The organism is Mycobacterium cajalii, assembly GCF_045809005.2.
Lineage (GTDB): Bacteria > Actinomycetota > Actinomycetes > Mycobacteriales > Mycobacteriaceae > Mycobacterium.
Genome location: NZ_CM141436.1, coordinates 3,881,326 through 3,898,181, shown reverse-complemented (window position 1 = coordinate 3,898,181; position 16,856 = coordinate 3,881,326). Strand labels below are relative to the sequence as shown.

General features: G+C 65.7%; 16 protein-coding genes. 4 read left to right on the top strand and 12 right to left on the bottom strand.

Translation table 11 applies throughout. The features are described 5' to 3' along the window. The first annotated feature begins 3 nt into the window (after positions 1–3). Positions 4–1,215 (top strand): CaiB/BaiF CoA transferase family protein, encoded by a 1,212-nt coding sequence (locus ACJ512_RS18525; protein WP_407685916.1) that lies wholly within the window; start codon positions 4–6, stop codon positions 1,213–1,215. A 3-nt stretch (positions 1,216–1,218) separates the two neighbouring features. Then, a complete protein-coding gene (locus tag ACJ512_RS18520) occupies positions 1,219–2,172 on the top strand; it encodes a VOC family protein (RefSeq protein ID WP_407685917.1) in 954 nt (317 codons plus the stop codon). Between the two features lie 9 nt (positions 2,173–2,181). Here the strand turns inward: ACJ512_RS18520 and ACJ512_RS18515 are convergent, their stop codons facing one another. The 7 genes from ACJ512_RS18515 to ACJ512_RS18485 all read right to left on the bottom strand — a co-directional run bounded on the left by ACJ512_RS18515 (position 2,182) and on the right by ACJ512_RS18485 (position 9,917). Next, the gene (locus ACJ512_RS18515; protein ID WP_407685967.1) at positions 2,182–3,336 is read right to left on the bottom strand and encodes an acetyl-CoA hydrolase/transferase C-terminal domain-containing protein; all 1,155 of its coding nucleotides are present in this window, start codon (positions 3,334–3,336) and stop codon (positions 2,182–2,184) included. A gap of 58 nt (positions 3,337–3,394) precedes the next feature. Further along, positions 3,395–3,634, bottom strand: a complete 240-nt coding sequence (locus ACJ512_RS18510) for a hypothetical protein (RefSeq protein ID WP_407685918.1) — start codon at positions 3,632–3,634, stop codon at positions 3,395–3,397. A gap of 4 nt (positions 3,635–3,638) precedes the next feature. Next, the gene (locus ACJ512_RS18505) at positions 3,639–4,790 is read right to left on the bottom strand and encodes an amidohydrolase family protein (protein ID WP_407685919.1); all 1,152 of its coding nucleotides are present in this window, start codon (positions 4,788–4,790) and stop codon (positions 3,639–3,641) included. A gap of 135 nt (positions 4,791–4,925) precedes the next feature. Beyond that, positions 4,926–6,464 (bottom strand): class I adenylate-forming enzyme family protein, encoded by a 1,539-nt coding sequence (locus ACJ512_RS18500; RefSeq protein WP_407685920.1) that lies wholly within the window; start codon positions 6,462–6,464, stop codon positions 4,926–4,928. A gap of 28 nt (positions 6,465–6,492) precedes the next feature. Continuing rightward, complete coding sequence (locus ACJ512_RS18495; protein ID WP_407685921.1) at positions 6,493–7,335, bottom strand: alpha/beta fold hydrolase; 843 nt, start codon at positions 7,333–7,335, stop codon at positions 6,493–6,495. 12 nt (positions 7,336–7,347) lie between these two features. Beyond that, on the bottom strand, positions 7,348–8,499 hold the full coding sequence (locus ACJ512_RS18490; RefSeq protein ID WP_407685922.1) for a thiolase family protein: 1,152 nt from the start codon (positions 8,497–8,499) through the stop codon (positions 7,348–7,350). Between the two features lie 182 nt (positions 8,500–8,681). Continuing rightward, a complete protein-coding gene (locus ACJ512_RS18485) occupies positions 8,682–9,917 on the bottom strand; it encodes an amidohydrolase family protein (RefSeq protein ID WP_407685923.1) in 1,236 nt (411 codons plus the stop codon). Between the two features lie 147 nt (positions 9,918–10,064). On the opposite strand from ACJ512_RS18485, the gene ACJ512_RS18480 reads away from it, so the two are divergent. Beyond that, positions 10,065–10,667 (top strand): TetR/AcrR family transcriptional regulator, encoded by a 603-nt coding sequence (locus tag ACJ512_RS18480; RefSeq protein ID WP_407685924.1) that lies wholly within the window; start codon positions 10,065–10,067, stop codon positions 10,665–10,667. Positions 10,668–10,709: 42 nt separating this feature from the next. Here the strand turns inward: ACJ512_RS18480 and ACJ512_RS18475 are convergent, their stop codons facing one another. From ACJ512_RS18475 to ACJ512_RS18465, 3 genes are all read right to left on the bottom strand, one after another. Then, on the bottom strand, positions 10,710–11,123 hold the full coding sequence (locus tag ACJ512_RS18475) for a Zn-ribbon domain-containing OB-fold protein (protein WP_407685925.1): 414 nt from the start codon (positions 11,121–11,123) through the stop codon (positions 10,710–10,712). Position 11,124: 1 nt separating this feature from the next. Beyond that, positions 11,125–12,315 (bottom strand): thiolase family protein, encoded by a 1,191-nt coding sequence (locus ACJ512_RS18470; protein ID WP_407685926.1) that lies wholly within the window; start codon positions 12,313–12,315, stop codon positions 11,125–11,127. A gap of 112 nt (positions 12,316–12,427) precedes the next feature. Beyond that, complete coding sequence (locus tag ACJ512_RS18465; RefSeq protein WP_407685927.1) at positions 12,428–13,171, bottom strand: alpha/beta fold hydrolase; 744 nt, start codon at positions 13,169–13,171, stop codon at positions 12,428–12,430. Between the two features lie 182 nt (positions 13,172–13,353). Here ACJ512_RS18465 and ACJ512_RS18460 point away from each other — a divergent pair, with 182 nt between their 5' ends. After that, positions 13,354–14,142 carry an SDR family NAD(P)-dependent oxidoreductase gene (locus ACJ512_RS18460; RefSeq protein WP_407685928.1) on the top strand — a complete coding sequence of 263 codons (789 nt, stop codon included), beginning with the start codon at positions 13,354–13,356 and terminating at the stop codon, positions 14,140–14,142. A 25-nt stretch (positions 14,143–14,167) separates the two neighbouring features. On the opposite strand, the gene ACJ512_RS18455 is transcribed toward ACJ512_RS18460, so the two are convergent. Both ACJ512_RS18455 and ACJ512_RS18450 read right to left on the bottom strand, forming a co-directional pair. After that, positions 14,168–15,337: an acyl-CoA dehydrogenase family protein gene (locus ACJ512_RS18455; protein ID WP_407685929.1), complete on the bottom strand. Its 1,170-nt coding sequence runs from the start codon at positions 15,335–15,337 to the stop codon at positions 14,168–14,170. Positions 15,338–15,349: 12 nt separating this feature from the next. Next, positions 15,350–16,840 (bottom strand): aldehyde dehydrogenase, encoded by a 1,491-nt coding sequence (locus ACJ512_RS18450; RefSeq protein WP_407685930.1) that lies wholly within the window; start codon positions 16,838–16,840, stop codon positions 15,350–15,352. Positions 16,841–16,856 lie beyond the last annotated feature (16 nt).

The following is a 16,856-nucleotide window of genomic DNA, read 5'->3' as shown; positions in this document are numbered from 1 at the left end:
TACATGACCGACATCCTGAGCGGCATCCGTGTCGTCGAACTTGCCGCGTGGACATTCGTGCCGGCGGCCGGAGCCGTGCTCGCCGACTGGGGCGCCGATGTCATCAAGATCGAGCATCCCGAGACCGGCGACCCGCAGCGTGGCCTGATCAGTTCCGGCATCGTGACCGGCGCCGGGGGAGTGAACCACTTCGTCGAGCAGCCAAACCGGGGCAAGCGCAGCATCGGGTTGGACACCTCCAGTCCCGAGGGGCTGGAGGTGTTGATGAAGCTGCTCGAGACCGCCGACGTCTTCGTCACCAACCTGCTGCCGGACTCCCGGCAGCGGATGGGCATCGACGTCGAGCAGGTCCGGGCCCGCAACCCCAAGATCATCTACGCCCGCGGTCACGGCTACGGCACCAAAGGGGACCTGGCCTCCCAGGGCGGCTTCGATCTGGCCGCCTACTGGGCACGAGGGGGAATAGGCGAGGCCTACGCGGCCGGCGATGGCTCCTACCCGCCGATTCAGCGGCCGGCGTTCGGCGACTCCTACGGGGGGCTGGCCATCGCAGGTGGTATCGCGGCCGCCCTGGTCAAACGCGAACGCACCGGCGAGCCCTCGGTCGTCGACGTCTCCTTGCTCAATGCCGCGATCTGGCAACTGGGCCCCGACATCGTCGGGGCCGGGGTAACCGGACAGGACATTCCGAAGTTCAAGCTCGACGAGATGCCCAATCCGGTGGCCAGCATCTACAAGACCCGTGACGCCCGGTTCATCGCCTTCGTGCTATTGCAGGCGGATCGGTTCTGGGCCGATTTCTGCACCCGTCTGGGCCGCCCGGACCTGATCGACGATGAGCGCTTCGCGAATGCAATGGTGCGCTTCGGCCACCGCGTCGAGTGCATCGCGGAACTGCGTTCGGCGTTCGAGTCCCAGGACCTCGCCCACTGGGAGAAGGCGTTCGCCGGGTTCGACGGGGTGTGGGACATCATGCGCACCGCCCACGAGGTACACAGTGATCCCCAGGCGATCGTCAACGGGTATCTGCCGCAGGTCACCGACGCCAACGGCAACGAGTTCGCGCTGGCCGCCAGCCCGGTTCAGTTCGACGGGGCGCCGCTGGACCTGATCTGCGCGCCGGGGCACGGTGAACACACCGACGCGTTACTGGCCGAACTGGGGTTCAGCGAGGACGAGATCATCGATTTGAAGATCAACGCGGTGGTGCTGTAGTCGATGGCAGTCTCCGACGAGCTGGCGCGGCGGTTCCTGCACATCAACCTCAACTGCGAATCGCTGGACGCCACCGAGAAGCTTTACGCCCAACAGCTGGGTCTGTCCGCGCGAATGCGGACCGACCCCGACGCGCCGACCAACGGCAGCATCCTCGGCCTTGACGGCGAAACCTACTGCGCCACATCGTTTCTCTACGATGCCCGCGGCGGTCGCGGCGGCTGCGCGCTCGAGGCCATCGAGTACCACACGCCGGTGCTAAAACGCGATCCCAGCACTAACCCGGTGCGCCCGGGCATCCGGTCGACACTGATGACGGTGGCCGACCTGGCCGGCACCGTGACGACGCTGCGGGAGGCCGGCGTCACCATCGGCGACCCGGTCGACGGGCTGATGTCGGGAACCAAATCGGTGCTGGCGCTCGATCCCGACGGTGCGGTGATCGAACTGGCCGAGGGGCCTGCCGATCTCGACGCATCGAAGGGAGCGCTGTTCGGCGGTATCCGTATCGCGGCCATCGACGCGGAGGCGACCTCGCAGTTCCTGACCACCATAGGCTTCGCTGTGGTGGAAGCGCCGACGGTCAGGACCGTCACCGGAGACCAGCTGTCACCGGGCGGGCCATCGCAACCCGTCGAGTGCGTCGTCGCCCGGTTCGCCCTGCCCGAGGACGACCATCAATTCAGCCTCACGGTGGTCGAGCACCCCGGCAGCGCCGATGCGCCCCCAGTGCCCTGGGGCGGCAATCACCAAGGCCTCTACCGGTGCGCGCTGCGGGTGGAGAACGTCGAAAAAGCGCTGGCCGCGCTGCCTGATTCCGTTGAGCCGCAGGGTGACCCGGTGTGGTGTCCGCTACCCGGCACCAAGATCGAGGGCCTCTACATCGCGTTTCTGCGTTCACCCGACGGGGTGGTGTTCGAGTTCGTCGAGCGCCCGCTGAAGTACTTCCAGCGGTAGTTCGTCGCCTCAGGCTCCGAACAACTCGCCGATCAGCTTGCGCCGCCGCGCCCAATCGGCGCCGCGCAGATCGGCGTGGCCCGACTCGGTGACGATCATGTCGACGTCATAGGCCGGCGTGGATACCGGGCGGCTGAGCCGTTCCACCAACGGTGAGCGCCCGCCGAAGGCGGATGATACCGCGATAATCGACAGTCCACGGCGGCTCATCGCGGCCGCTGCACAGTAGTCCGGATGTCCACCGATTCCGCCCACCACTTTGTCGTCGACGCCTTCGACGTTCACCTGACCGACCGGATCGATCTCGATGGCGGTGTTGACCGCGATCAGCGGTGCGCCGTCGCGCAGGCGCGTGAAGTCGTGCGTGTAGGAGATGCCGTGCAGGATCGGTCGGCCGTCGGCCCAGTCGAATAGCCGGTCACCGCCGAGCAGGTAGGTGGCCGACGGTGTCCCGGCCAGCAGACCGCGGTCGTCGAGGTCGACGACCGCGTCGGTGAGCAGGCCGGTGTCGATCTGCAACGGCGACGACGCCCGCCGAAGCACGGCGGTGCCCAGCTGGCCCGGACCGTATTGCAGCCGGGCGCCCTCGGGAACGAGGCGCAGCACAGCGTCGGCGAGCTCGTCGTGCACCGGGTCGGGTTCCTTGTGCGGGAACCGGATTGGGCCGTCATCGCTGCGGGCGACGACCGTCACCGCCCCCCGGCTCAGCGGCGGACCGGCATCGGCCTTCGGCGCGTTGCTGTCCAGGACCGCGAGCACCGTAACCCCCGAGTCCACCAGTTCACGCTGCCAGGACACTTCGGTGCCGAAATACAAAGCGCCGTCGCGCTCGACCAGCCTGGTGACCAGTACGTCGGGTCGCAACACACCGGCCAGCAGCGCGGGAACAGCCGCCAGCCGGGTTGGCACGAACCGCGCGTTGGGGGCGCTCAGCACCCGGCGCACCCCCCAACCCGGCATCAGCGCAACGATCTCACCGAATGCTTCGGGTACCAGACCGTCCAGCGGAGTCGGCAGCCATGCCAGTACCAGCCGGACATCGCCGACCTCGCGGGCCACCTTCGACAGCACGGTGCCGACCGCGTCACCGGACTCCAGCGTGCGGACCTGTCCGACCCCATCACCCAGGACGACGGTGCTTCCGGCGCGTAGCACCGCCCGCAACCGCGATTCGCAGTCGCGAGGGAGTTCTGCGTTCACCGTTGCGCTTTCGGACTGCCTGTCATTTCCCGTCCAGGTACGCGTCATACTCACCGCAGACCGATTCCATCGCGTTGAGACGCCGGGCCAGCAACGGGATCTCGGCGTCGTTGGCGGGATCGGCGGCCTGCAGCTCGTCAAGCCGGCGCCGGGTGCGCTCGATCTCCGACACCAGTCGCCCTCTGGCCTCATCCTTGGTGAGCAAGTCCTGGTCGGCCCAATCGTCGACCGGCAGCTGCTCGATGCGCTCGAAATCTGCCACCCGGTCAGGCCGCCCTGGGGAAGTTGTAGAACCCCCGGGCATTGAGTTCCACGATCTTGTGCGCTTCGTCGTCGGGCACGTTCTCCAGCGCCTGGGCGGCACGTTCGCGGCTCTGCGGCCAGAACGAGTCCGAGTGCGGATAGTCGCACTCCCAGGTGATCTGTTCGACGCCGATCTTGTCGCGGACCTCCATCCCGAAGTCATCCTCGATGAAGCAGCCATGGAAGTGCTTCTTCCACAAGTAGCTCGGCGGATGGTCCTGGTTGATGTTATTGTAGAAGCGGTGCTTGCGCCACACGCTGTCGGCGCGCTCCAAGATGTAGGGAATCCAGCCGACGCCGCCCTCACTCAAGCCGATCTTGAGCTTGGGGTGCCGGTAGAGGGTGTGGCTGAACAACCAGTCGGTCAGTGCGGTCATCGACATGGTGCCCATCAACGTGATGAACACCGCGAACGGGGCGTCCGGCGCGATCGGGGGCGGGAAGCCGCCGGAACCGAAGTGCTGGGCCAGGACCATGCTGGTCTCCTCCATCGCCGAGAGCAGCGGATCCCAGTGATCGGAATGCACCGAGGGCAGACCCAGCTTGTCGGGCAGGTCGGGGAAGGTGATGCACTTGGCGCCCTTTTCGGCAACGCGGTGGACCTCCTTCACGCTCGCCTCGATGTCCCAGAACGGCAGCATCGCGACGGGGATGAATCGGTCGGGTGCGGTGGCGGCCCACTCATCGAGGTGGAAATCGTTCCAGGCCTTGGAGCACAACACCGCCAGTTCTTTGTCGTCACCCTCGGCGAAGACCGCGCCGGCGAAGCGGGGAAAGGACGGGAAACACGTCATCGCCTGCACACCGTCGATGTCCATATCGGCCACCCGCGCCTTGGGGTCATAGCAGCCGGGGATCATGTCGTCGTAGCGCACCGGCTCGACGCCGTACTGCTCGGGCGTTTTGCCCGCAACGGCATTCAGGCCGATGTAGGGATAGATGCGGCCCTCGTACTGCCAGACCTGACACATCTGTCCGTTGTCGGGGCGTTCCCACTCGATGATCTTCGGCCCGGCCCCGAGGTACTTCGTCGGCAGCCGGTCGCTCCACACCTTCGGGTGCTCGATCAGATGGTCATCGACGGAGATCAACTCCATCCAAGGCTGCAACGGCATCAATGTCTCCTCACGTCGGCGAACGCCATACGGCCGTGAAACGTCAAAACATTTAGTTATTTACCTGTGATAGTAGTCACCACCGTGTCGGCGCAGCAAGCAACTTGGGCCATTGCGGCGGGGGAGCCGGTGCGGTCATGGGCCGTAGTGTGCGATTTGTCGCGCCAGTTCGGCTTTGGCCACCTTGCCCAGGCCGGTCAGCGGGAATTCGTCGACGATGACCAGGCGCTCGGGCCACTTCTGCTTCATCAGGCCGCGCTCGTCGAGGAAGGCGCACAATTCGTCGAGCGTGGGATCGCGGTGCCGCGGTGATCGGCGCACCACGGCGCAGACCAGCTCACCGCGTAGCTCGTCGGGCACCCCGACCACGGCGACTTCGTCGACCATCGGGTGGTGCAGCAGTTCGCTCTCGATCTCGGCGGGCGCGATGTTCTCGCCTTTGCGAATGATGAGTTCCTTGGTGCGGCCGGTAACGACGATGTGGTCATCGGGCCGTAGCGACCCACGGTCACCGGAGCGGAACCACCCGTCGTCGGTGAGTGCCTCGGCCCACTGTTGCTCGTTGCGGTAGCCCAGGGTCATATTGGCCCCGCGCAGCTCGATCTCACCCTCGGTGTCCGGCGGCAGCACGGTCCGGCTGCCGTCGGGTTCGTAGCGCACAACGCGGATCTGGGAGCCTGGGATCGCGGCGCCGCTGGTCTGGATCTGCTGCTCGGTGGTGTCGTCGGCGCGGCTGGCGCAGATCATCGCCGCCTCGGTCATGCCGTAGGCATGGACCACGGGAACACCGAGGTGATCGCGGACCCGTCGGTGTAACTCAGGTGGGCACGGGGCGCCGCCGCCTATCAGCATGCGCAGCTTGGGCATGAGAGGTTCCGTGGCGCCGCTGCCGATCTGCGCCGATACCAGCATCTGGTAAACGACACTGCCCCCGCCGGCCACGGTGACGTTGTGTTCGGCGAGCAGCCCGGGCAGTTGCTCAGGTGTGAACTTGGGGACCATCAGCAATGGGTATCCCGCCAGTAGGGCACACGACAGGTACACCATGCCACCGATGTGGGCGATCGGAAAGCAGATTATGCCGGTCTCCGCCGGGTGGCTACCCAGGCCGAGGTACTCGGTAAATCCTTTTGCGGCCGAGAGCAATGTCGCATCGCTGTGTAGTACACCCTTGGGGCTACCGGTGGAGCCGGAGGTGAAGTAGATCCACTCTGCCTCGGTCGCGTCGCGGTTGGTTGGGGCGAGCTCTGGGTGCGCTGTGTGTCGTAGACCGCGGAGTACGGCGACGAACTCGTCGGGGACGGTGATGACGTGGACGCCGGCTGGGGCATTGGCGGCGGTGGAGCCGTCGACGATGAGCAAGTCGGCGCCGCCGACCTCGACCGCCTGCGCCACCTCGCGCTCGCGGTAGATGTGAATGATGGGCGCCTGGGTGACCGCGGAGCGAGCCAGCGCCAGCATCAGCAACGCGGCCGGGACCGTCGAGGGCAGCTGCCAGGCCACCGTCATACCCGGTCGCACGCCCTGATCGTGCAGCCACCCAGTCGCGGCCAGCGACAGCCGTGCGACCTCGCCAGCGGTGAGAACGCCGCCGTCGACATCGCGCAGCAGGGGCCGGCCGGGTCGGTCCGCCGCCATCTCATCGAGCAGGCAGGCGATCGTGCGGGGGCTCACCCACACCTCCTTGGGTTCACCGGTTGCACTAGGATTTCCTCACGAAATCGGTTACTGCGCAGGCTAATTCGTCGGGTTGGTCCAGCATGACATAGGTCGAGCTATCGTCGATGGTGCGCAGTTCGCCCTTCGGGAAGGCCTCGGCCAGCCGCTGTGCATGTGTGACCGGAAACATCTTGTCCTCGGTGCCCCACGCCATCAGCGCCGGCTTGCTGCATTCGGTGATGGCGCCGGCCGCGGCGAGTGTGTAGCGCGGGTTGAGGTCGGCGCTGAACCGGACCGCTTCGCGGCGGACTGCCGATGAGATCATGAATCCGCCGAAGATGGCAGGCTGGCGGTCGGTGGGGATGCCGTGCCGAGTGACAGCCGAGGCGAAAAACGATCGGCCCGGGCCGGTGGCCAGTGCCCGCATCACCACCGCGCCGGCGCGGGCACTCGACCCGCATAACTTTACGATCGGCGCGAACGACTTCGGGGGAAAGTGTTCGTAGCTGTCGCAATTGGTGAACACCAGCCGAGACACCCGGCCGAAGTCCAGTGTCCGGTCGCCCAGCGCTGCCAGCACGATACCTCCGCCGGTGTCATTGGCGACCAGTGTGACGTCGCGCAGGTCGAGCACCTCCAGCAGGCCGACGATCCGCCGTCCCGCGGCCGCCACACCCAGGTCCGCGGCGCCGGCGGGCGTCGACTGCGCGCCGAACGGCCAGGTCGGTGCGATGCACCGGAAGCCGGCGGATAGCCGAGCGATGACGTCGTCCCACAGCGAGCCGGTCACGTACGCGCCGTGGACGAAGACCAGCGCTGGGCCCGAGCCGCTTTCGGTGTAGCGGATCTCGACGTCGCCGACGGTGACCGAACCCCCGTTCGACATCCGGGCCCGCGTCTACTTGCTGAGGATGGCGACCGCCGCGGTGCCTGGTGCCCCGTACAGCTGGGCCAGCGCGACCTGCGGGTTGTTGGGCACTTGGCGTTCGCCGGCGGTCCCGCGTAATTGGTGTACGAGTTCGTACACCTGCCGCAGGCCCGACGCTCCGACCGGCTCACCGTTGGCGAGCAGTCCGCCGTCAGTGTTGATCGGGATGCGGCCGCCGATCTGGGTGGCGCCATCGGCCAGCAGCGCCTCTTGTTCGCCGTCCTTGCAGAGCATGGTCTCGGCCATGTGGATGATCTCCGAGCCGGAATCGGTGTCCTGCAGTTGCGCGACGTCGATGTCCTCGGGGCCGATGCCGGCCTGCTCGTAGGCGGCCTTGGCCGCCTCGGCGGTGGTGCCGGGCACAATCGGCAGCGCGATGGAGGTGCGCAGGAGCTCGTAGGCGCCCTCGCGGCGGCTGCGCAGTGCCGAGGCCCGGAGATAGATCGGGGTGTCGGTGTACTGCTTGGCCTTGTCTGCGCGGCACACCACCACGGCAGCCGCGCCCTCGTTCGGGTTGCAGTACATGTACTGGCGCAGCGGGGCGTTCACAACCGGGGAGTCCAGGATGGCCCCGACGCTCATCGCCTTGCGGCGCCACGCGTGCGGCGCGAGCGCGCCGTTGGCGAAGTTTTTGGCCGCGACCAAGGCCAGCGTCTGCTCGCTGATCTTGTGGTCGTGCATGTAGCGCATGATCTTCGTGCCGAAGTAATGCGTGGTCAAGAACATGCCTTGGTCGCCGTACCACTGCGGCAGGCCGGACACTGAGGGGTCGGCGCCGAATGCGCCGCGGGGGTGTTTGTCCAGTCCCACACCGACGGCGATCTCGGCCTCGCCGACCAACACATCGCGGGCGGCCAGGGTCAACAAGGAGTTCCCTGTGGCGCATCCGCTCAAGGTGGCACGCGCGGGTAATCCGGTCATGCCGACAAGGCCGGTGACAGCCTCGGGGTTGGCCACTTCCAGGCTGCCGGCGTAGAGGCTGTCGACGTCGGTCCAGTTGATCCCAGCGTCCTTGACCGCCCGGTTGATCGCCACCGCGCCCAGCTCCAGCGCGGACCGATCTGCATACCGGCCGAAGGGGTGGATTCCGACGCCGATGATGGCGATGTCAGGACTGCTCATGGGGCTCCTTCGGGGCATGTCGGGACGAACTCGGCACTGTCGACAGGCGGCCGTCGTTCCATATTGCGTCGCTAAGTCTATAACTGTATATCGGATTAGAGATCATGGTGGCCGGCAGCGGCGACCGATGGTCAGCAACAGAATGGCCCGAGCCGGTGCCCGGGCCATTCTCCGCTCGACTGTTATGCGCCAGCGGTTTCCAGTACCGGCGGGTTCACGGCATCGGGATCGGGGTTGCGGATCGGCAGGCCCATGAACCGGCGGGCATTGTCACCCATGAAGTCATATGTGCGACGCTTGTCCATGCCCTCGGCATACTTGAAGTAACCCCTGGGGGTCTCCAGCCCTTCGGGATGCGGCCAGTCCGAGCCGAACAGCACCCTGTCCCAGCCGACCGTATTCACGACATCGGATACCCGGCCCTCCCAGAACGGGCTGACCCAGATGTTGCGGCGGAAGACCTCGTGTGGATGCTCAGGGAAGTTCTGCGGCATCTTGTTGTATGTCGATTGCAGATCGTCGAACAGCGGGTGAATCCAGGAGCTGCCGTTCTCGACGCTGGCGATACGTAGCTTCGGGAACCGGGTCAGGGTGCCGTGGCAGATCAGGCTGGTCAGCATGTCGGCGATCTCCCGGTGTCCAAGAGCCGTCCACTTGAACGCCGACATCTCGAATGCACTGCTGGTTTGCGGTGGCTCCCACTTGTCGATGTACTCCTGCAGTGGAGGTTGGCTGGCATGCAGCACGATGGGCAGTCCGGCCGCCTGGACGTCGCTCCAGAACGGGTCGAACTCGGGCAGCGCAGGCGATCGCCAGCCCTTGTAACCCTTGACCGGTGCCGGTTTGATCAGCGCGACCTTGGCCCCGTTTTCCAGGATGTACTCCAGTTCGCGGCGTGCGTTGTCGACAATCCCCAAGGTGAGCACCGGCGTCGAGTAGATCCGGTCGGCGTAGACATAGCTCCAGTGCTCCAGCATCCACTGGTTGAGCGCGTGGATGATTGCCGCAGTCAGATCAGGATCCTCGGCGGCCGAATGCTCGACCAGGTTGGCCAGGGTCGGGAAGTTCAGACATGCTTCCACCCCCTGACGGTCCATCTCGGTGATGCGGTCCTCGGGGTTGCGGGAACCGGCCGGCGCCTCGATCCCGCGACCAGACATCTCCCGCATCGAAAGTCCCTCGGGATTTTGCCCGGAGTAAAACTTCTCGTGCGCGCCCGGCGCGGCGACCCGCTCGAACGTCGGATTGGGCATGTAGTCGGTGATCTTGTTCAGGATCGCGATCCGGGTGTGCCTGCCGATCTGGACGAACTGCACCTTCGACCGGTACTGCTCAGGCAGATACTTGGTGAGCGCGTCAGGGGTTTCGTACATATGCTGATCGGCATCAAAGATCGGTGCCTCGGTGAACTGCGTCATCGCTTGTTTCTTCCTCCTACTCGGCATGGTGCCGGGCTTGAATGTACTTGACAATAGTGTCAAGTAGAGCCGGTGTAAATACCATATGAGGCGCTTTGCGGTGCGGCGATTGCCAGTTGACGTTCCCGTCGTATACGGTTTGCGGTTATGACCGTGACTTCGGGTTCGGGGCCCGCTGAGGCGCTCGACGCCGGCCGCGGCGTGCGCACGAGGACCGCGATTCTCCAAGCCAGCCGCCAACTGTTCCTCGAGCGCGGCTACGCCGGCACACCGATCAACGCGATCACCGAATCCTGTGGCATTTCGCGGGCCGGGTTCTACACCTACTTCAAGGACAAGCGGGAGGTCTTTAACGTTCTCGGCGAGACTGCCTATCACGATGTGCTCGCCGTACTTTCCGCACTGGAGGGTTTCGGCGGCCCCCTGGCGCTTGAGGATCTTCGTACCTGGGTCGGCGAATACTTTGCCTACCTCGATCGCCACGGCGCGTTCGTAATGGCGTCGGCTCACTCTGCCCCAGACGATGAGGCGTTTCGTCGCTCCCGCAACCGTATGCTCACCCGTGCCGCGTGGAAGCTGGGACATGCCATCGGTGGCGCCGGCACGCACTCGCCGGAGGTGATTGGTGTCGCCGTGATGGGTCTGCTGGACCGGTCCTGGTATGCGGTGCAGACCCAGACTGTCGCCGTGGACCGTGACGAAATGATCGCTGTGGTTGCCGAGATGATCTATGCGATGAGCCGCCTCTGACTGCTGGCCCGCTTTGCTCGGGTCGCGCCGGGTCCGGCGATGTCAGGACGGGCGGAACGCGTAGGTCAAAAGCGATTGCCCGTCAGCGGTTTCCAGCGTCGTCGTAGTCGACACCATCGGCTGGCCGATACGTAACGCGTCGGAGGAGGCACCCACGATCAGTGTCTCTACTAGCAGACCCTCAGGCAATTGGACGAAACCGACCACATAGGGCCGAAACGTCTCGGGTGTGCGGTGGCCCTTGTATGGCAGTGGTGGCGCGAACTCCTGGGTGGTGAAGGTATACAGCGTTCCTTCGGTGGACAATTCGATCGGCTCGATATCGTCTGTGCCATCGAACAATTCCGAACGCTCGGCGGGGAACCTCACGACACCCGTGGTGCGTCGGCGCGAACCGAACAGCACCGAACGGTCGCCATCGACCCGGAACAGTCCCTCTGTGATCAATGTGCTCATCTCACACCACCTCGATAACCATTGCAGCACCCATCCCGCCTCCGGCGCACATCGACAGGACGCCGATGCCGCCGCCGCGGCGGCGAAGTTCGTAGATCGCCGAGGTCACCATCCGTGCACCGGTGGCCGCGATCGGGTGGCCGAGGCTGATGCCCGAGCCGTAGACGTTGACGATCTCCTCGTCGAGTTTCAGTTCCCGCGCGCAGGCAACGGCCTGCGCGGCGAAGGCCTCGTTGATCTCGAACAGTGCGACGTCATCGATCGTACGCCCGGCCAGCCCAAGTGCCTTGGGAATTGCCGTGATCGGCCCGCTGCCCGTGCGGGTGGGTGCCACACCGACCGAGGCCCATGAGAGCACGTTGGCCAGCGGAGCGGTGTGCGAGCCGGGGGCTGTCAGAGCGACTACGGCGGCGGCGTCGTTGATGCCTGAGGAGTTGCCCGCGGTGACGGTGAAGCCGTCGATCTCCGGGTGCAGCACCTTCAGCTCTGCCAGCACCTCGAGTGTGGTGCCCCGCCGGGGGTGCTCGTCCTCTGCGAACGTGACCGTCGAGCCGTCGGCCTGGGGCACTTCGATGGGCACGATTTCGTCGACGAACGAGCCTGCGTCGATCGCTTTGATCGCGCGCTGGTGTGAACGCAGCGCCCACTCGTCCTGGTCTTGCCGGGTGATGCCGTACTGCACCGCGCAGTTGTGCGCCACGGTGATCGACATGTCGAGTGCGGGCGCATCGTCGGTGGGCGGGTGCGAGAGCGGCATCCACGGATCCTGGTAGTCCTCGGCGGACTTGCCCGTGGTGAAGGGCTTGCGCTTACGCAGAAGCGGAGTGGTGGAACAGGATTCCATCCCGCCGGCCAACACCGCACGACTCATCCCCGAGGCGATCTGACCCGCGCCCACGGCGATGGCAGTCAGGCTGGACGCGCACTGCCGGTTGACGGCCATGCCGGGGATTTCTGTGAGGCCGAGATCGACCGCGACATACCGGGCGCTATCCCCGCCGCCCTGCAAGCTCTCGGCGATCACCAGGTCCTCGAAGTCCGAGGCGGCCAGCCCGGATCGGTTGATGGCCGCGGCGACGACCGGCTTCGCGAGATCTTTGGCGTCCACATTGACCAATGCGCCCCTGCGCGCAGTACCGATCGCCGTGCGGGCGGCGGCGACGATCACTGCGCGGGACGGTGCTGTGCCCATGTCTCTCCCTGGGTCGTCTGCGAACCCGGACGGTGAGCCGGCCGGCCGGGCTAGTCTATACCGCTAAATAGATATCGGTATACCGGGTCGGCCGGGAACGGTCGGCCTCGGTTTAGTCGCGTTGCCACGACCGGCATCGTTCGATCAGGATCTGTGCCAATACTTCTGGATGGCTGATCATCAGTTCGTGGCACGCCGCGACGGGGATCTCTTGGTGTACGCCACCGAGCGCGTTGATGCTGTCGCGCTGTGCCTGCACCGACAGGGCTCGGTCGCGCGTCGTCAGGATCCAAGTGCGCGGCACGTCCTCGGGCAGGGTTCTGCGGTCGACCGGCTCGGCCCCAATCCGCGCTGATTCCGGGTATAGCCGTGACAGGGTGAACATCCGTTGTTCGCGTGTCATGCCGTTGCAGAACGCGTATCGCGCGGCGAGCTTGGGAACCTTGGTTGGCTTGCCGGTTTTGGCGGCCCGACGTGCGAAGAAGGCCAGCGGGCCGCTGAGGGTATCCACGATCGCCGTACCCTGCGGCGGGACGAACGCGGTCGCCAGGATCATCTCCCGAACCCGTGCCGGCCCCAGCTTGGTGACGACGACGGGTACTGTCACACCGGCCATCGAGTGGCCGACGATGACAATGTCGCCGAAGCCGGCGTCTTCGATGTCGCCGACGACTGAGTCCGCCCATTCGCCGATGGTGGCTGTCGCGAGATCACCCGGCTTCCGTCCGTGGCCGGGAAGGTCCACCGCCAGGATTCGTAGCCGTGGTTCGAGCCGGCGCAGTTCGGCGATCGTCAGATCCCAACAGTCTCCGGCATGTTCGCCACCGTGGACGAGGACAAGATCGGGCAGTGCCATGCGTGCGGTCCTTGGTTGGTCGCGGCCATCGGCTCGCTATTCTGGCATTGGTGTCACTTCGGTGGCAATACCGTCGACAGCTGAACTTTCTGAGATGGGCTCCGGTGATCCGCTAGTCCTGGACGGAGTGGGCTGACTGCGGTTTAGGGTTCTGACAGTCACGTCTACTGTAGGAGTTCGCGATGGATCTGCGGGTCGGCGGTAAGGGCTATGTCGTCGTTGGCGGCACTGCGGGGATGGGTTTTGCCGGAGCGCGGGCGCTCGCTGCGGACGGCGCCGCGGTCGTCGTGGTGGGACGCGACGCGGACAAGGCCAAAGCTGCCGCTGCAACACTGGCCAACGATGGCGCCGCCGCGGCGTACGGGTTGGTCGGCGATGTCGGCCAGCCCGGAGTGGCGCTGTCGATGGTCGAGGAGGCGGTGGGGCTTCTGGGTCGCCTGGACGGTATTGCTATCACGATGGGCACCGCCGGGATGATGCCGATCGACTCCGATGACGATGCCTGGGAGAACGCTTTTCGCGACGTGCTGTTGGCGACCACCCGGTGTGTGCAGGCGGCGCTGCCTCACCTGACGGCCAGCAGGGGGGCGATCGTGACCACCGCGGCTTATTCGGCGCGGGCTCCGCATGAGCCGCGGCTGCCCTATGCCAGCCTCAAGGCCGCGGTCGCGGCCTTCACCCGTGGCATCGCCCGCACCCATGGGAAGTCCGGTGTGCGCGCCAATTGCGTCGCCCCCGGCGCGGTGGAAACCGACGCATTGCACGCGCTGCGCGGACTGATCGCCGAGAGCAAAGGCTATCCCTACGAGGAGGCACTCGAGCGGGCACTCGTCGAGGACTTCGGTTTCGACGCCGCGCTGCAGCGGCCGGGACAGCCCGGGGAGATCGGCGCGCTGATCGCATTTCTGCTCTCCGACGTCTGTGGTTTCGTGACCGGCCAGACCATTTATGCAGACGGTGGTGCCCCATAGCGGGGATCGCCAGGGTTCCGGCACCTTATCTCAGCAATGCGCGAGCGACGACCTCGCGCTGAACCTCGGTGGCGCCTTCGCCGAGCCGCTTGACACGCAGATCGCGAAACCAGCGCTCCAGCGGCAGTTCGTTGGATAGTCCCAACGCGCCGTGAATCTGCATGCAGCGATCCAGCACTTGGTATGCCACTTCGGTGGCGTACAGCTTTGCCACCGAGGCATCCACTGCGACATTTCGAGCCAGGTCGGCGTTCCACGCCGCCCGGTAGGTCAGCAGGCGGGCGGCGCGCAGTTGCACCTCGCTGTCGGCCAGCATCCACCGGATGCCCTGCTTGTCGGCGAGCTTGCCGCCGAAGACATCGCGGTCTTTGGCCCATCGGCACGCCATGTCCAGCGCAGTCTGGGCGATGCCGATCGGGCCGGCGGCGTAGATGATGCGGCCGTGTACCAGGAAATCGGTGGCCAGTGAAAGTCCTTGGCCCTCTCGACCGATCAGCTGGGCGGCCGGGATTCGGACGTTATCGAAGCGCAGCTCGTAGGGGGCAAAGGATGCCATCACCGGAATGCGGCTGAACGTGAGGCCGGGGGTGTTTTTCTCGACGATGAACGCTGAAATGCCGGTGCGTCCCGCCCCGGTTCGGGCATAGACTATGCCCCAGTCGGCGTCCGGGGCGTGCGATATCCACATTTTCGACCCGTTAAGAACGTATCGCGACCCGGCGTGAACGGCTTTGAGCCGAATGGCTCGTGCGGGGTCCGATCCGCCCGACGCCTCGGTGATCGCGGTGTAGGCCTTGCTCATGGTGCCCTCGATGATCGGACGGGCATATTTCTCGAACTGCTCGGATGACGCCTTGAACATGATGTTTGGTGGGTTGCCGCCGAACGCGCCGAGCGCCGGAAAGAATGCCCCCATTCGGCATTTCGCTGCTTCCTCGGCCACCACCACCTGGCCCAGTACGCTGAGGCCGGCGCCGCCGAATTCCTCGGGTGTCTGCAGCGCCCACAACCCGATCCCGCGCGCTTTGGCCTGTAATTCGATGAGCTGTTCGCGCGGTAGTCCGGTGGCGTCGTGGTCGAGCCTGTCCTCGAGCGGATGCACATGACTGTGCATGAACCGCCGGACCGTGTCACGCAGCATGATCAGTTCGTCGGGCAACTCCCACGCGCCGGTCGCGCTCCGCACTGCCGACATGTCAGATCCGCATCAGCCGAGGGTGAATGGGTCGCGGGTCGCGCCGGACAACTCCACCCACACCGCCTTGGTCTCGGTGAAGTCCTTCACGGCATCGATGCCGTTCTCTCTGCCGATGCCGCTGTGTCCCATACCGCCGAACGGAACATGAGGACTTGCAACGCGATACGCGTTGATCCATACAGTCCCCGCCCGCAGTCGGGCGGCTACCCGATGTGCCCGGTGGATGTCTTTGGTCCACACCGAACCGGCCAGCCCGAACTCGGTGGCGTTCGCGGCGGCGACTGCCTCATCCTCGTCGCGGAAGGTCATCACCGTCAGCACGGGCCCGAAGATCTCTTCGGTTACCGCCCGCATCGAGGGGTTGACACCGGTGAGCACGGTCGGCTTGACGAACAACCCGCCGAGGTCGTCTGCCGGTTCACCGCCGTACCTGATCGTCGCGCCCTGTTCGCGGGCGGCGGCAAAGTGCGACAACACCTTTTGGTATTGCGGTTCATTGGACACGGGCCCCATTTCGGTCGTCGGATCCTTCGGGTCACCAAGCTTGATGGTGGCCGCTCGAGCGACGATCTTGTCCACCAGCACGTCGGCGACGTCCTTGTGCACCAACAGCCGTGATCCGGCCAGACACGTCTGACCGGTGGCCGCGAAGACTCCGGCGATCACACCGTTGGCCGCCGCGTCAAGGTCGGCATCGGGAAACACCACCTGAGCTGACTTCCCCCCGAGCTCCAGGCTGAACCGGGTCATGTTCGCGATCGCGGCCTTGCCCACCTGGATTCCGGTGGAAGTCGAGCCGGTGAATGCGATCTTGTCGACACCCGGGTGCGATGCCAGTGCGGCGCCGGTGCGCGGCCCCCATCCGGTGACGACATTGATCACGCCGGGCGGGAAACCCGCCTCGGTGAACAGCTTTGCGAATGCCAGCGTCGACGTCGGAGTGTGGTCGCTGGGTTTGACCACGAACGTGCAACCTGCGGCGAGTCCGGCGGCCAGCTTCCAGGTCAGCAGCAGCAGCGGCGAATTCCAGGGTGTGATCGCCCCGACCACCCCGACCGGCTCGTGGCGGGTGTAGACCAAGTAGTTCGGCTTGTCGGTGGGTACCACCTCACCCTGCAGCTTGTCCGCCAGTCCGGCGTAGTAGAAGTAATAGTCGGGCAGCGAGCGCATCTGACCGACCATCTCTCGCAGCAGCTTTCCGCCGTCGCGCACTTCCAGCTCCGCCAGGGCCTCGGCTTCGCGTGCGATGACTTCGCCGAGCCGGTAGATGAGTTTGCCGCGAGCAGTGGGGGTCAGCTGCCCCCACGTCCCCTCGAGAGCGGCCCGGGCCGCTGTCACCGCGAGATCGACGTCGACGGCCGCACCGTCGGGTACCCGGGCCCAAGGTTTGCCGGTGAACGGGTCCACGCTGTCGTAGGTCGCACCTGAGGCAGCCGCCACCTGCTTGCCGCCGATGAACAGCTCGAACTCGGTCAACTGATCGATCGCCGCGTCAGCCATGGTTCCTCCAGGTCAG

Bases quoted from the DNA above. Each gene is read 5' to 3' on its own strand.
- ACJ512_RS18490 (WP_407685922.1), bottom strand. From the start codon at position 8,499: ATGAGCAGTCCTGACATCGCCATCATCGGCGTCGGAATCCACCCCTTC.
- ACJ512_RS18465 (WP_407685927.1), bottom strand. From the start codon at position 13,171: ATGGCACTGCCCGATCTTGTCCTCGTCCACGGTGGCGAACATGCCGGA.
- ACJ512_RS18460 (WP_407685928.1), top strand. From the start codon at position 13,354: ATGGATCTGCGGGTCGGCGGTAAGGGCTATGTCGTCGTTGGCGGCACT.
- ACJ512_RS18525 (WP_407685916.1), top strand. From the start codon at position 4: ATGACCGACATCCTGAGCGGCATCCGTGTCGTCGAACTTGCCGCGTGG.
- ACJ512_RS18450 (WP_407685930.1), bottom strand. From the start codon at position 16,840: ATGGCTGACGCGGCGATCGATCAGTTGACCGAGTTCGAGCTGTTCATC.
- ACJ512_RS18475 (WP_407685925.1), bottom strand. From the start codon at position 11,123: ATGAGCACATTGATCACAGAGGGACTGTTCCGGGTCGATGGCGACCGT.
- ACJ512_RS18520 (WP_407685917.1), top strand. From the start codon at position 1,219: ATGGCAGTCTCCGACGAGCTGGCGCGGCGGTTCCTGCACATCAACCTC.
- ACJ512_RS18480 (WP_407685924.1), top strand. From the start codon at position 10,065: ATGACCGTGACTTCGGGTTCGGGGCCCGCTGAGGCGCTCGACGCCGGC.
- ACJ512_RS18495 (WP_407685921.1), bottom strand. From the start codon at position 7,335: ATGTCGAACGGGGGTTCGGTCACCGTCGGCGACGTCGAGATCCGCTAC.
- ACJ512_RS18455 (WP_407685929.1), bottom strand. From the start codon at position 15,337: ATGTCGGCAGTGCGGAGCGCGACCGGCGCGTGGGAGTTGCCCGACGAA.
- ACJ512_RS18505 (WP_407685919.1), bottom strand. From the start codon at position 4,790: ATGCCGTTGCAGCCTTGGATGGAGTTGATCTCCGTCGATGACCATCTG.
- ACJ512_RS18470 (WP_407685926.1), bottom strand. From the start codon at position 12,315: ATGGGCACAGCACCGTCCCGCGCAGTGATCGTCGCCGCCGCCCGCACG.
- ACJ512_RS18485 (WP_407685923.1), bottom strand. From the start codon at position 9,917: ATGACGCAGTTCACCGAGGCACCGATCTTTGATGCCGATCAGCATATG.